This window comes from Sphingomonas sp. BL-S-28 (assembly GCF_055521515.1).
This window is the reverse complement of record NZ_CM145484.1, coordinates 3,799,782-3,812,990: the sequence shown is the minus strand read 5'-3', so window position 1 is coordinate 3,812,990 and position 13,209 is coordinate 3,799,782. Positions and strand designations below refer to the sequence as shown.

13 protein-coding genes are annotated in these 13,209 nt (G+C 66.8%); 11 read left to right on the top strand and 2 right to left on the bottom strand.

Annotated features, from left to right (window positions below; genetic code table 11):
• Window positions 1-125 precede the first annotated feature (125 nt).
• The 9 genes from ACZ1JC_RS26375 to ACZ1JC_RS26335 all read left to right on the top strand — a co-directional run bounded on the left by ACZ1JC_RS26375 (window position 126) and on the right by ACZ1JC_RS26335 (window position 8,604).
• Window positions 126-1,412, top strand: coding sequence for an allantoate amidohydrolase (locus ACZ1JC_RS26375; RefSeq protein WP_465137344.1), 1,287 nt, complete (start codon window positions 126-128; stop codon window positions 1,410-1,412).
• A gap of 43 nt (window positions 1,413-1,455) precedes the next feature.
• Entirely contained in the window at window positions 1,456-2,664 is a 1,209-nt protein-coding gene (locus tag ACZ1JC_RS26370; protein WP_465138486.1) for a pyridoxal-phosphate-dependent aminotransferase family protein, read from the top strand.
• 118 nt (window positions 2,665-2,782) lie between these two features.
• A complete protein-coding gene (puuE, locus tag ACZ1JC_RS26365; protein ID WP_465137345.1) occupies window positions 2,783-3,664 on the top strand; it encodes an allantoinase PuuE in 882 nt (293 codons plus the stop codon).
• Window positions 3,661-4,041 carry an oxalurate catabolism protein HpxZ gene (gene hpxZ, locus ACZ1JC_RS26360; protein ID WP_465137346.1) on the top strand — a complete coding sequence of 127 codons (381 nt, stop codon included), beginning with the start codon at window positions 3,661-3,663 and terminating at the stop codon, window positions 4,039-4,041. Before puuE ends, hpxZ begins: the two co-directional genes overlap by 4 nt.
• Entirely contained in the window at window positions 4,041-4,481 is a 441-nt protein-coding gene (gene uraD, locus ACZ1JC_RS26355; RefSeq protein WP_465137347.1) for a 2-oxo-4-hydroxy-4-carboxy-5-ureidoimidazoline decarboxylase, read from the top strand. Before hpxZ ends, uraD begins: the two co-directional genes overlap by 1 nt.
• A 14-nt stretch (window positions 4,482-4,495) precedes the next feature.
• A complete protein-coding gene (locus tag ACZ1JC_RS26350; RefSeq protein ID WP_465138487.1) occupies window positions 4,496-5,938 on the top strand; it encodes an FAD/NAD(P)-binding protein in 1,443 nt (480 codons plus the stop codon).
• Window positions 5,935-6,267: a hydroxyisourate hydrolase gene (gene uraH, locus ACZ1JC_RS26345; protein ID WP_465137348.1), complete on the top strand. Its 333-nt coding sequence runs from the start codon at window positions 5,935-5,937 to the stop codon at window positions 6,265-6,267. Before ACZ1JC_RS26350 ends, uraH begins: the two co-directional genes overlap by 4 nt.
• Window positions 6,268-6,286: 19 nt before the next feature.
• Window positions 6,287-7,573, top strand: coding sequence for a guanine deaminase (guaD, locus tag ACZ1JC_RS26340; protein WP_465137349.1), 1,287 nt, complete (start codon window positions 6,287-6,289; stop codon window positions 7,571-7,573).
• Window positions 7,570-8,604, top strand: coding sequence for an adenosine deaminase (locus tag ACZ1JC_RS26335; RefSeq protein WP_465137350.1), 1,035 nt, complete (start codon window positions 7,570-7,572; stop codon window positions 8,602-8,604). The genes guaD and ACZ1JC_RS26335 overlap by 4 nt, the downstream gene beginning before the upstream one ends.
• Window positions 8,605-8,700: 96 nt before the next feature.
• Here ACZ1JC_RS26335 and ACZ1JC_RS26330 read toward each other — a convergent pair whose 3' ends face one another.
• Window positions 8,701-9,234 (bottom strand): phosphoribosyltransferase, encoded by a 534-nt coding sequence (locus ACZ1JC_RS26330; protein WP_465137351.1) that lies wholly within the window; start codon window positions 9,232-9,234, stop codon window positions 8,701-8,703.
• A 73-nt stretch (window positions 9,235-9,307) separates the two neighbouring features.
• Complete coding sequence (locus ACZ1JC_RS26325) at window positions 9,308-10,234, bottom strand: LysR family transcriptional regulator (RefSeq protein ID WP_465137352.1); 927 nt, start codon at window positions 10,232-10,234, stop codon at window positions 9,308-9,310.
• Window positions 10,235-10,482: 248 nt separating this feature from the next.
• On the opposite strand from ACZ1JC_RS26325, the gene ACZ1JC_RS26320 reads away from it, so the two are divergent.
• On the top strand, window positions 10,483-11,643 hold the full coding sequence (locus ACZ1JC_RS26320; protein ID WP_465137353.1) for a purine nucleoside permease: 1,161 nt from the start codon (window positions 10,483-10,485) through the stop codon (window positions 11,641-11,643).
• Entirely contained in the window at window positions 11,640-13,187 is a 1,548-nt protein-coding gene (locus ACZ1JC_RS26315; RefSeq protein WP_465137354.1) for an adenosine deaminase family protein, read from the top strand. Before ACZ1JC_RS26320 ends, ACZ1JC_RS26315 begins: the two co-directional genes overlap by 4 nt.
• The last annotated feature ends 22 nt before the right edge of the window (window positions 13,188-13,209 follow it).

Below are 13,209 nucleotides of genomic sequence, written 5' to 3'. Positions count from 1 at the left end.
CAGGCGGTGGAGGGGACTCGCGTCCTCCCGCATCGTTTCGTTGCCCGGCATCAACCTTGCCTCAGGCCGCGAATCCCCTCCACCCCCCTTCGGGCGGTCCCCCTCCCCGTACCGGGGAGGACAGCATGACCGGCATTCGCGCGGTCACCCGCTGCAAGACGCTGGGCACCGCGCCTTATAGCGAGACCGAAACCGGCCTCTATCGCGGCTATCTCAGCCCCGCCTATCACGCCACGGTCGACCTTGTCGGCGCCTGGATGGTGGAGGCGGGGATGCGTGTCGATCTCGACCCCGCCGGTAACTTGCGTGGTCGCTACGAAGGCGCCAAGCCCGGCGCACCGGCGCTGGTGATCGGCAGCCACCTCGATTCCGTGCGCGACGGCGGCTGCTACGACGGGCCGCTGGGGGTGATGCTGGGCATCGAATGCGTGTCCGCGCTCTACGAACAGCGCCAGCGCCTGCCTTTCGCCATCGAGGTCTACGGCTTCGGGGACGAGGAAGGATCGCGCTTTCCCGCCGCCATGCTGACCAGCCGCGCGGTGGCAGGCACGCTGGATGTCGATCTGGACACGATCGTCGATGCGGAAGGCGTGTCGCTGGCGGTGGCGCTGGGCTCGTTCAAGACCGACTACGACGTGGTCACCGCCAAGACGCCGACGCAGGGGCTGGCGGTGGAGACCTACCGGAACGCCAGCCGCGCGCCGGGTGAGGTCATGGCCTATCTGGAAGCGCATATCGAACAGGGCCCGGTGCTGGAGGCGGAAGGGCTGGCGCTCGGCACCGTGACCGGCATCGCCGCGCAATTGCGCTACGCCGCCATCGTGCGCGGCATGGCGGGCCATGCGGGCACAAGCTCCATGCCGCTGCGCCGCGATGCGCTGGCGGGCGCGGCGGAAATGGTGCTGGCCATCGAGGATATCGCCCGCGCCGACGCCTCCGACCTTGTCGCCACGGTGGGCCGGCTGGAGGCGATGCCCGGCGCGGCCAATGTGATCGCGGGGGAAGTGCGCTTTTCCATCGACGTCCGCTCCGGCGAAGCGCCCCGGCGGGACCGGGCGGCGCAGGAGGTCGTTACGCGGCTGGAGCAGATTGCCTCGAAGCGCGGGCTCGTGCTCGATCTGGCGCTGGTGCACGACTTGCCCGCCAGCCCTTGCGATCCCGCGCTGATGGAGCTGATGGATGCGGCCATGGCCGAAGCCGGGCAGCCGGCGCGCCGGTTGGTTTCGGGGGCCGGGCACGATGCGATGGTGATGGCGGCGCTTTGCCCCACCGCCATGCTTTTCATCCGCTGCCAGGGCGGGATCAGCCACAATCCGGCCGAGCATGTCGAAACCGCCGATGCCGATGCGGCGCTGCGGGTGATGCTGGGCTTCATAGAAAAAATGGGAGAGCACGTTGCCGACCGAACTTGATCCGCTGCTGTTCGGTGAGATCGATCCGCCCCAGCGCCTGCTGATGGGCCCCGGCCCGATCAATGCGCACCCGCGCGTGCTGCGGGCGATGAGCGCGGACCTCCTAGGCCAGTTCGATCCGGAAATGACCGGCTACATGAATCAGGTTATGGCGCTCTACCGCCCGATCTTCGGCACGCAGAACCAGTGGACCATGCTGGTGGACGGCACCGCGCGCGCGGGGATCGAGGCGGCGCTGGTGTCCATGGTGGCGCCGGGCGATGTGGTGCTGGTGGTGAACTTTGGCCGCTTCGGCCTGCTACTGACCGAAATCCTCACGCGCATCGGCGCGGTGATCGAGACGGTGGACGCACCGTGGGGCGAAGTCGTCCCGCTGGACCGCATTGCCGAGGCTATTGCCCGCTGCCACCCCAAGATCGTCGCCACCATCCACGGCGATACCTCCACCACCATGGCGCAGCCGCTCGACGGGTTCGGGGCGCTGTGCCGGCAGGCGGGGGCGCTCAGCTATGTCGATGCCACGGCGACCATCGGCGGCATGGAATTGGCGGCGGACCGCTGGGGCGTCGATGTCGTTACCGGAGGCTTGCAGAAGTGCATGGGCGGGCCCTCGGGCTCCGCGCCGATCACGATCTCGGACAAGGCGGCAGAACATATCGGCCGCCGCCGCCATGTGGAGCAGGGCATCCGCCGCGACGACATCGTGGACGGTTCGGGACCGCGCATCCGCTCCAACTATTTCGACCTCGCCATGGTGATGGATTACTGGTCCGACAAGCGGCTGAACCACCATACCGAGGCGACCTCGATGCTCTACGCGGCCCGCGAATGTGCACGCATTGCCTTGGGCGAGGGGCTGGAGGCGCGCTATGCCCGCCATGCCGCGGCGGGCCGGGCGATGACGGCGGGCCTGCGCGCCATGGGCCTTAAGGTCTTCGGTGACGATGCGCATCGCATGGCGAATGTCACCGGCGTGTTCATCCCCGCAGGCGTGGATGGCGAGGCCGTGCGCAAGGCCATGCGCGAGCAGTTCGAGATCGAGATCGGCACCGCCTTCGGGCCGTTGCAGGGCCGGATCTGGCGCATCGGCGCGATGGGGTACAATGCCATGAAGCACAAGGTGCTGCTGACTTTGGCGGCGCTGGAAGCGTGCCTGCGGATGGAGGGCTTCAAGGTGCCGCTGGGCGATGCGGTGCCGGCGGCGCTGGAGGCTTGGGCCCTTCGACAGGCTCAGGAGGATGAGCGGGCATGAGCGTGTGCGGTCGGCAGGGGCTTCGACAAGCTCAGCCTGAGCGGAGTTTCAAGGGAAGTGTTACCCTAGGTCCGCTCGTCCTGAGCTTGTCGAAGGACCACAGCGAGGCGGTGCGCCCATGACCCGCGACCTTGTCGGCTACGGCCGCACACCACCCGATCCGCAGTGGCCGAACGGCGCGCGTGTGGCGGTGCAGTTCGTCATCAATTACGAGGAAGGCGCCGAAAACTCCGTCCTCAACGGCGATGAGCGCTCCGAAGCGTTCCTCAGCGAGATGGTCGGCGCCGCCAGCCATGCAGACCGGGCGATGGCGATGGAGAGCCTCTATGAATACGGCAGCCGCGCCGGGTTCTGGCGGCTCCACCGGATCTTCACCGAGCGGAGCCTGCCGGTGACGGTGTTCGGCGTGGCGAAAGCTATGGAGATGAACCCCGAAGCCGTCTCCGCCATGCTGGAGGCGGATTGGGAAATCGCCAGCCACGGCCTGCGCTGGATCGATTACCAGTATCTGCCTGAAGAAGTGGAACGGGCCCATATCGCAGAGGCCATTGCCCTGCACGAAAGGCTCACCGGCAGCCGCCCGTTCGGCTGGTATCAGGGCCGCACCTCGCCCAACACCGCGCGGCTGGTGGCGGAGGAGGGGGGCTTCCTCTACGATGCGGACAGCTACGCCGACGACCTGCCGTATTGGGACAGGAAGCACGGAAAACCGCAGCTGATCGTGCCCTACACGCTCGACGTGAACGACATGAAGATCGTCGCCTACAACGGCTTTACCGAGGGCGAGCAGTTCTTCCGCCACATGCGCGACACCTTCGACCAGCTTGCCGAGGAAGGCGGGCGGATGATGTCCATCGGCCTTCACGGCCGCATCGCCGGCAAGCCCGGCCGTGCCCGCGCCGTCGCCCGGTTTCTCGATCACGTAACCGAGAGCGGTGACGCCTGGATCACGCGCCGCATCGACATCGCCCGCCACTGGATGGAGCATTTTCCGGCATGACTATCGATGATCCCGACCTGCTCGCCGAAGTGACCGCCGCCTTCCGCGAATACGAGCGGGCGCTGATGGCGGACGACATTCCGGCAATGGATGCGCTGTTCCACGAGGCACCGACCACCAACCGCTACGGCGTGGGTGAAGTGCTCTACGGAATCGAGGAAATCCGGGAATTTCGCAAGGGGCGCGGCGGTTCGCCGCAGCGCCGGCTGGACCGTGTGGCGATCACCGTCTACGGGGACCGTTATGCCACGGCCGATGCGGAATTCTTTCGCGAAAACAGCGACCGGCGCGGCCGTCAGACGCAAAGCTGGGTGAAGTTTCCCGATGGCTGGAAGGTGGTCTCCGCCCATGTAAGTCTGGAAGGAAACACGCACTAATGACGGCGCTGTTCGAGCACAGCCCGTGGGTGGAGGAACGCGCCGATACGCGGCCATCCTCCGGCGATCGGCTGGTAGACTTGCTGGCGGTGCTGCATGAAGCGACGCCTGAGGAGCAACTGGCGCTGATCCGCGCGCACCCGGAACTGGCGGGGAAGGCGGCGATCGACCGGACCCTGACCGAAGCCTCCGCCGCCGAGCAAGCCAGCGCCGGGCTCGACCGGCTGACCCCGGAGGAATACGAACGCTTCCACGCGCTGAACGCCGCCTATCGCGACCGTTTCGGCTTTCCTTTCATCATCTGCGTGCGGCTGACCGACAAGGCCGGGATTCTGGCGGCGATGGAGCGGCGGCTGGAAAACGGGCGCGAGGCCGAGGTGGCAACGGCGCTGGCGCAGATTGGCGAGATCGTCCGCCTGCGGCTGGAGGACATGGCGTGAGCGCGCCGGACGCCATCGGCCTTCCCGCACTGGAAGCGAAGCTCGCGCGCGAGATCGAGCTGATCGGCTTCGTCCGCGCCGAATGGGTGCGCCCGCGTGAGCATGACGGCGAACGCGTGTTCGATGTTGCCGTGATCGGCGGCGGGCAGTGCGGGCTTTCCGCCGCTTTCGGCCTGCGCCGCGAAGGCGTTTCCAATGTCATGGTGTTCGACGAGAACGTCGCCGGGTTCGAGGGGCCTTGGGAGACGTATGCGCGGATGGTCACGCTGCGCACGCCCAAGCACCTCAACCCCATCGATTTCGGCATCCCCTCGCTCACCTACCGCGCCTGGTGGGAGGCGCAGCACGGCGCGGCCGGCTGGGATGCGGTGGACAAGATCGCGCGCGGCGACTGGATGGAATACTTGCGCTGGTATCGCCGCGTGCTCGATCTGCCGGTCGAGAACGGTGCGAAACTGACGCGGATCGAGCCATTGCCCGAACGGGGCCTGCATCGCCTGCATTTCGCGGACGGAGCGGTGGCGCTGGCGCGCAAGGTCGTGCTGGCCACCGGGATCCAGGGCGGCGGGGAGTGGCACACGCCGGCGATGGTGCGGGACAATCTGCCCAAGTCGCGATGGGCCCATACCAGCGAGCCGATCGACTTCGACGCGCTGCACGGCAAGCGCATCGGCATTCTGGGCGGCGGGGCTTCGGCCTTCGACAATGCCAACTATGCGCTGTCGCAAGGGGTGGCGGCGGCGGAAGTCTTCATCCGCCGCAAGGACTTGCCGCGCGTCAATCCGATCCGCTTCATGGAGCGGGTGGGCTTCACCGCACGCTATCCGGCGCTGGACGATGCTACGAAATACGCGGCGATGGACTGCTTCCTGGGCCACAACCAGCCGCCCACCAACGACACGTTCGAACGGGCTGCGGCATGGCCGGGCTTCCACCTCCACCTCGGCGCGCCGTGGCTGGATGTGGCGGAACACGAGGGGCGCGTGCGGGTGACGACGCCGCACGGCTTCCACGATTTCGATTTTGTGGTGGTCTCTACCGGCCTTGTCAGCGATCCCGGCCTGCGCCCGGAATTGGGCGCAGTGGCGGACGGCATCCTGCGCTGGTGCGAGCGAGTCACGCCCGTGGGCCCGCGCAATGCCCTGATCGACGCGCATCCCTATCTCGGCCCCGCGTTCGAGTTCGTGGCGCGCGATGGGGCGGATCCGGCTCCGCTGCACGGGCTGTTCGCGTTCAACTATTCCGCGCTCGTCAGCCTTGGCCTTTCCGCATCGGCCCTGTCGGGTTTGCAGAACGCGCTGCCAAGGCTCGTGCGGGGCGTGGCGGACCAACTTTTCCTGGACGATCGAGAGGCTCTGGTGGCCGATTTCCTGACTTACGACGAACACGAATTCCTCGGAAACTGGACGCCGGACGGACCGGGGCCGGGGCCAGTGCAGGGAATGGCCGCCGCATGAGCAGCCTTTCCACCCATGTGCTCGATACCGCCCACGGCTGCCCGGCAGAGGGCATCGCGCTGGAACTGACCGATGCAGCGGGCACGGTGCTGTTCGCCGGCGTCACCAATGGCGATGGCCGCTGCCCCGGCATACCGGCGCTCGATCCGGGGATGTATGCGCTGACTTTCGCCGTTGCCGACTACTTCCGGGCCAAGGGCGCGGCACTGTCGGATCCGCCGTTCATCGATCGGGTGCCGATCCACTTCGGCGTGGCCGAGGCGGACGGGCATTATCACGTGCCGCTACTGGTATCGCCCTTCGGCTATTCGACGTACCGAGGCAGTTGATGTTCAAGAGGTTTTCCGCATGATCCGCGCCTTTCGCGGCGAATTCCTGTCCGTATCCCGTGACCCCCGCACCGACCCAGAAGCGGTTCGGCATGAAGCCGACGGCCTGCTGGTGGTGGAAGACGGCGTCGTCATTGCGCGCGGGGCTTACGCCGATCTTGCCGGGCGCCATGGCGATGTGCCGGTGGAAACCCTGCCCGGCCTGATCGTGCCGGGCTTCGTCGATTCGCATATCCACTATCCGCAGACGGACCGCATCGCCTCGCACGGCGAGCAACTGCTGGACTGGCTGGAACGGCACATCTTCCCCGCCGAAAAGGCCTTCGTCGACAAGGCCCACGCCGATGCGGTCGCGGGGTTCTTCCTCGACGAATTGCTGAAGAACGGCACTACCAGCGCGCTGGTCTTCCCCACCGTGCACGAACAGTCCGTCGACGCGCTGTTCGAGGCGGCGCAGGCGCGAGACATGCGCGTGATCTCCGGCAAAGTGCTGATGGACCTGGGGCCGGAGGGGCTGAGGGACACCGTCGCCTCGGGCCGGGCGGAGAGCGAGGCGCTAATCCGCCGGTGGCGCGGTCGCGGGCGGCTGGGCTATGCGGTTACCCCCCGGTTTGCGCTGGCCTCCAGCGATGCGCAGCTTGCGGACGCCGGTGCGCTGCTGGCCGACCATCCCGATGTGCTGATGCACACCCACCTTGCCGAGAACCTACGCGAATGCGCCGAAGTGAAGGCGCGCTTTACCGAGGCGGCGGACTATCTCGACGCGTACGACCGTTTCGGCCTCGTCACCGATCGGTCGGTCTTCGCGCATGGCGTCCACTTGTCTGACCGGTCCTGCGCGCGGCTGCACGAAAGCGGCGCGGGCATTGCCGTCTGCCCCAGTTCCAACCTGTTTTTGGGTTCCGGCTTCTTCGATTTCGGGCAGGCGGATCGTCATGGCCTGCGGCTGGGTCTGGGCACCGATGTGGGCGCGGGGACGACATTCTCGCTGCTGCATACGCAGGGTATCGCCTATCAGGCGGCGCTGATGAAGGGGGAGCGGCTGGAACCGTTCCGCGCGCTCTGGCTGGCGACGGCGGGCAGTGCGGCGCTGCTGCATATCGAAGACCGCGTGGGCAGTCTGGACGTGGGGCAGGAAGCCGATTTCGTAGTGCTCGACCCGACTGCGACACCGCTGCTGGCGCGGCGCACGCACGGCGCCACTCTTGCCGAACGGCTGTTTGCGTTGCAGGTGCTGGGGGACGACCGCGCGGTTGCGCGCACTTATCTGCTGGGCCGCTGCGCCTGGAACAGGGACAAGACATGACCGACCCCGATAGCTTCCCAGACCTCGACAGCTTCATCGCCGGCCTGCCCAAAGCGGAGCTTCACCTCCACATCGAAGGCAGCCTTGAGCCCGAACTGATGTTCGCGCTGGCCGAACGCAATGGCGTGGCGATCCCCTTCGCCACGGTGGAGGAAGTGCGGGCGGCCTACGATTTCTCGAACCTTCAGGACTTTCTGGACATCTACTACGCCGGAGCCAACGTGCTGCTGAAGCGGCAGGACTTCCACGATCTGGCCATGGCCTACTTCGCCCGCGCGGCGGCGGATGGCGTGGTCCATGCGGAAATCATGTTCGATCCGCAGACCCACACCGATCGCGGCGTGGCGTTTTCGGAAGTGATCGAGGGGCTGCTCTCCGCGATGGCGGCGGCGGAGGCCGAATATGGCCTGACCAGCAGCCTGATCCTCTCGTTCCTGCGCCACCTTTCCGAAGAGGCCGCCTTCGCCACGCTGGAAGAGGCGGAACCGTGGCTGGACCGGATCGAGGCGGTGGGGCTGGATTCCTCCGAAGTGGGCCACCCGCCCGAAAAGTTCGCCCGCGTCTTCGCCGCAGCGCGCGACAAGGGGCTGAAGATCACCGCCCATGCCGGTGAGGAAGGCCCGCCCGAATATGTGCATCAGGCGCTGGACGTGCTGGGCGTCCACCGCATCGACCATGGCAACCGCGCGCTGGAGGATCCGGCGCTGATCGAACGGCTGGTACGCGAAGGTATGACGCTGACCGTCTGCCCGCTGTCCAACCACAAGCTTTGCGTCGTGGACGATCTGGCCGACCATCCGATCGACGCGATGCTGGCGCATGGCTTGAAGGCCACGGTCAATTCGGACGATCCGGCCTATTTCGGCGGCTACGTGGCGGACAATTACCGCGCCGTAGCCAAGGCGCGCGGGCTGGACCGCGATGCGCTGGCGCTGCTGGCGCGGAACAGCTTCACCGGATCGTTCCTGCCGGCCGAGGCGGTGGCGGTGCATTTGGAACGGATCGACGCCTACATGGCGGCGGAGGCTTGACGCGGTACATAGGGTGCTCGGCCGAACGTTGAGCCGGCACCTTGTCGCCCCCGCGAAGGCGGGGATGACGAGGTTTTGATTGGGGAGGCGGGCCCTTCAGGCCAGCCGTTCGGGAACCGATCGCGCTTCCTCGATAATCGCATCGCGGGTGCCCACCGATTCCCACGGGAACACGAACCAGCGCTTGTCCTCCGTGCGGTCGATCATGTCGACCCAGAGGTCCACTTCCACCTTGGAGCTTTTGTTGTTGATCAGCACCGCGAAGTGCAGGTTCTCCTGCACGCCGCCGTTGCTGGCCAGCAGTCCGCGAATGTATTCGATGGTGCCGCCGGAATCGTTGATGTCATCGATGAACAGCAGCCGCGTGCCCGCCGCGCTCATCGCCGCGACTTTGGCCAGCAGTTCGTCCGCGAAGCCGGGGACTTTGGCCGAATGGTCGATCGACAGCATCGGCAGGTCAAGCTGCTGCGACATGTAGACCGCCGGCACCAGCCCGCCGCGGCCGATGCCGATCACGAAGTCCGGCTGCCATTCGCGTTCCTGCACCTTGCGCGAAAGCTGGCGGACCTTGGCCAGAAAATCCTCGTAGTAATCGAGGAAGTGGAGCTGCGGCTCGGCGTGATCGGACATCTATCGAATTCCTGGAAGAAGGGAGTTGAAGCGGAAATTATCGGGTTCGCGCGGTGCGATCAATCCGCAGGGCTTATGCGGGTGCGACGGAGGCCGCATAGCTGAGCTGGGCGAAGCTGTTCTCGATCTCGCCCAGCACCATCGCTGCGGCATAGGAGGGCGTGCGGGCGGAGGCGGTGCAGAGCGCCAGCGTCATCGGCCGCAGCAGCGGGTCGGAAATGCGGGTGAAGTTCAGCAGGCCGCGCTGCACTTCAGTGGCGACGTCCAGCGAGGTGAGCACGCCCACGCCCACGCCGCGCATCACCAGAGAGGTGATCATCTGGATGTTGTCGCTGGTCACCTTGCGTTCGGGCACGACGCCGGTGGCGCCTTCCAGCACGGCGATCTGCTGGCACACCGCCAGCGGTTCGGCCGGCGCGATCAGCGGCTCGCCGGCGCAGACCGAAAAGCGTGCCTCGCGCTTGTCGCCCAGCGGATGGCCGGGCGGGGTCAGGAAGCCCAGCACCACTTCGACGAAGGCGCGCACGGTGAGGTCGCGGTAGGAATGCGGTTCGAACAGGATGCCGAAATCCACCTCACCCTCGGCAATGGCGCGGCGGACGTGCTCGTTGCCGATCACTTTCACGCCGATGGAAATGCCGGGATAGCGCTGCTGGATCGCGTGGATCATGTCGGGCACGTAGCCCTTGGCCAGCGCGTCGATCACTGCGATGTCGACATGGCCGCGCTTCAGCCCGCGCAAGTCTTCGATGCGGGCGCGCAGGCTGGTCATGCCCTGCTGCCACTGGCTGCCCGATGCCATCATCATCTCGCCCGCCGCCGTCAGCCGCAGGCCGGTGGGCAGGCGTTCGAACAGCGGCAAGCCCAGTTCCGCCTCCACGTTCAGAATCTGCCGATCGATCGCCGAGGCGGAGACGTTCAGCTCGTCCGCCGCCTTGCGGATCGAGCCCAGCCGGCCAACGGCCATGAAATAGCGGAGAAAACGCGAAAACGCCGGCATGTGACCCGATACCTGCTCTAATTTTTGCAACGCTGCGTGGAAATCATTGCGTTTGCTCGCACCAAGTCAAGCCCTTACGCATTGGGAAACGTCGAAAGGTGCGACATGGCCAGCCCTCTGCATGGCGCGGTTTTCCGCGCCTTAGGCGGCGGCCGAACAGCGTGCCGTCGGCACGGGGGCGCAATTTCCATAAAGGGTTTCCCAACACCCTGGCCGGGGTCGCGCCCCCTCACGGGGTTCAGGGGTTCATGACGACGATTCAATCGATTGCGTCCCGCTGGGGACGATGGCTGGCGCCTGCGCTTGCGACGCTTGCCGTGCCTGTGGCCATGCCCGCCGTCGCTGCCGAGCCGGCGGTGCCCGGCCTTCCCAAGCTTGCACCGATCCCGGTCAAGGTGGTGGTCGTCGCCAATTTCGAACCGGGCGCCGACAAAGGCGATGCGCCCGGCGAATTCCAGCTTTGGGCGGAACGCGAACATCTCGATGAAAAGATCGCGGTGCGCGGGGTGCTCCATCCGCTGCTGCGCAACAAGGACGGGCTCTACGGCATCGTCTGGGGCAGCGCCGGATCGCTGATGAGCGGCGTGGGTGAGCAGCTGACCGCGCTGACGCTCGACCCGCGTTTCGATTTTTCGAAGACCTACTGGCTTTTCACCGGCATTTCGGGCGTCGATCCCGAAGTCGCCTCGGTGGGTAGCGTCGCATGGTCGCGCTGGGTGGTTTCGGGCGATACCATGCGCGAATTCGACGACCGGGCGGTGCCCAAGGGCTGGCCCTATGGCCTCTTCGCGATCGGCGCGAAGGCACCGAACCAGCTTCCCGACAATCCGGACAGCTTTGCCGGGATGACCGATGCCGGCGCTCTGTCGATGTCAGCGCCGCTCAACCGGGGTCTTGAAAGCTGGGCTTTCGCGATGACGAAGGACGTGGCTATCCCGGACAGTCCGGCGCTCGCCAAGGCGCGCGCGGCGTGGACGGGCTATCCCAACGCGCAGAAGCCGCCCTTCGTGCTGGAGGGGGAGACGCTGGGTACGGTGCGCTACTGGCATGGGCCGGAACGCACGCAGTGGGCGCGCGACTGGGTGAAGCTCTGGACCGGTGGCAAGGGCCGGTTCGTCATGACCAACATGGAAAGCCAGTCGATGCAGGGCGCCATGCTCAATGCGGCGGCGCAGGGGCTGGTGGACATGGGCCGCGTGCTGGTGCTGCGCAGCGCCAGCAATCCGTCGATGCCGCCGCCGGGCGTGGATGCGCTGGCCAGCGTGGGGGACGAGGGGCCGGGGCAAGTGGCCGCCTACGAAGCGAACTACCGCGTCGGCGCGCCTGTGGTGCACGAATTGCTGGCGCATTGGGAACGGTACAAGGACGCCATTCCCGGAGGCGCCGCCCCAGGAAGTGCAGGCAAGTGAAGCGGCTTGTCGCCTCGATACTCATGGCCGGATCGGTACTGGCGTCTGCCTCGGTGGCGCGGGCCGATGCCGCCGGGGAGGCCCGCGCGGCGACGGTGATGGGCCAGCTTTCCGGCAATGCCGCGATGCTGCGCACGTTCCTTCAGGCGATGCCGAAGGGCGGCGACTTGCACAATCATCTGGGCGGCACGCCTTCGGCCGAGGACTGGCTGGGCTGGGCCGGAAGCAAAGGGTTCTGCGCCACTGCCGATCTCGCGCTCGTCCCGCCGCCTTGCGCCGATGCCGACAAGATCACCCGCATCGCCAGTGACCGGCCGTTCGATTATGCCAGGCTGGTCGACCACCTCGGCACGCGCGGCTGGCAGCATGGCGTGGGCGCGGAGGCGGTTTCCGGTCACACCCAGTTCTTCATCAGCTTCGAACGTTTCGGCCCCGCCGCGCGCGGTTCGATGGCGCAGGCGATGATGGTGGCGCTGCGCACGACGGCGGGCGACCACGCGCTCTACCTTGAGCTGATGCACAATCCCGAGGTCATGATGGCATCGATCCTCGCCGCGCCGGACGCGCCGCTGGACGAGGCCGGGCTGGCGGCGCGCTATGCCACGGAAGTGAAGGCGCTGGCCCCGGTGATCGCGCAGGCCCGCGCCGAACTGGACCGCGACGAGGCTACTGTGCGCAAGGGCCTTGCCTGCGGTACTGCCGCCGCCGATCCGGCCTGCGGCGTGGCGCTGCACTATCTCGCCAGCGGGTTCCGCGCACTGCCGCCTGCGCAAGTGTTCCGCTCGCTGATCCTCTCCTTCGCGCTGGCCGATGCGGATCCGCGCTATGTCGGCATCAACCTCGTTCAGCCCGAGGACTGGCCGATTTCACTGCGCGACTACGACCTGCATATGGCGATGGTGCGCTTCCTGGCGGCGAAGTACCCGCGCGTCCACCGCACGCTCCACGCGGGCGAACTGGCCTTCGGGCAAGTGCCGCCTGCGGCGATGAAGAACCATATGCGTAAGGCCATCGACGCCGGCGCGGAGCGCATCGGCCACGGCAGCGGCATTGCCTATGAGGACGACGCCACTGGTACCTTGCGCCGCATGGCTGCGGGGCATGTCGCGGTGGAGGTCAACCTCACCAGCAACGATGTGATCCTGAGCGTGAAGGGCGGCGAGCATCCGATCAATCTCTACCGCCGCTTCGGCGTGCCGGTGACGCTGTCGACGGACGATCAGGGCATCCTGCGCACCGATCTGACCAACGAATACCTGCGTGCGGTGCGCGAGCAGGGGCTGACTTACGCCGATCTCAAGAAAGTGGCGCGCGACAGTCTGGAGTTCGGCTTCATGCCCGGCGCCAGCCTGTGGCGCGACCGCCATTCGGGCGAGCCGGCAGTGCCATGTGCATCGGGCTTTGCCGCACCGGCCTGCCGCGCGCTGATCGCGGGCAGCGAGAAGGCCCGGCTCGAAGCCGAACTCGAAGCCCGGCTCGACCGGTTCGAGGCGCAGGCGAACGACTGGAATCCAACGCCGAAAACGGCGGGAACTACCGAATAAAAACAAGCGAATGGGTGCCCGG

Bases quoted from the DNA above. Each gene is read 5' to 3' on its own strand.
- ACZ1JC_RS26375 (WP_465137344.1), top strand. From the start codon at position 126: ATGACCGGCATTCGCGCGGTCACCCGCTGCAAGACGCTGGGCACCGCG.
- ACZ1JC_RS26370 (WP_465138486.1), top strand. From the start codon at position 1,456: ATGGGCCCCGGCCCGATCAATGCGCACCCGCGCGTGCTGCGGGCGATG.
- puuE (WP_465137345.1), top strand. From the start codon at position 2,783: ATGACCCGCGACCTTGTCGGCTACGGCCGCACACCACCCGATCCGCAG.
- hpxZ (WP_465137346.1), top strand. From the start codon at position 3,661: ATGACTATCGATGATCCCGACCTGCTCGCCGAAGTGACCGCCGCCTTC.
- uraD (WP_465137347.1), top strand. From the start codon at position 4,041: ATGACGGCGCTGTTCGAGCACAGCCCGTGGGTGGAGGAACGCGCCGAT.
- uraH (WP_465137348.1), top strand. From the start codon at position 5,935: ATGAGCAGCCTTTCCACCCATGTGCTCGATACCGCCCACGGCTGCCCG.
- guaD (WP_465137349.1), top strand. From the start codon at position 6,287: ATGATCCGCGCCTTTCGCGGCGAATTCCTGTCCGTATCCCGTGACCCC.
- ACZ1JC_RS26335 (WP_465137350.1), top strand. From the start codon at position 7,570: ATGACCGACCCCGATAGCTTCCCAGACCTCGACAGCTTCATCGCCGGC.
- ACZ1JC_RS26330 (WP_465137351.1), bottom strand. From the start codon at position 9,234: ATGTCCGATCACGCCGAGCCGCAGCTCCACTTCCTCGATTACTACGAG.
- ACZ1JC_RS26325 (WP_465137352.1), bottom strand. From the start codon at position 10,234: ATGCCGGCGTTTTCGCGTTTTCTCCGCTATTTCATGGCCGTTGGCCGG.
- ACZ1JC_RS26320 (WP_465137353.1), top strand. From the start codon at position 10,483: ATGACGACGATTCAATCGATTGCGTCCCGCTGGGGACGATGGCTGGCG.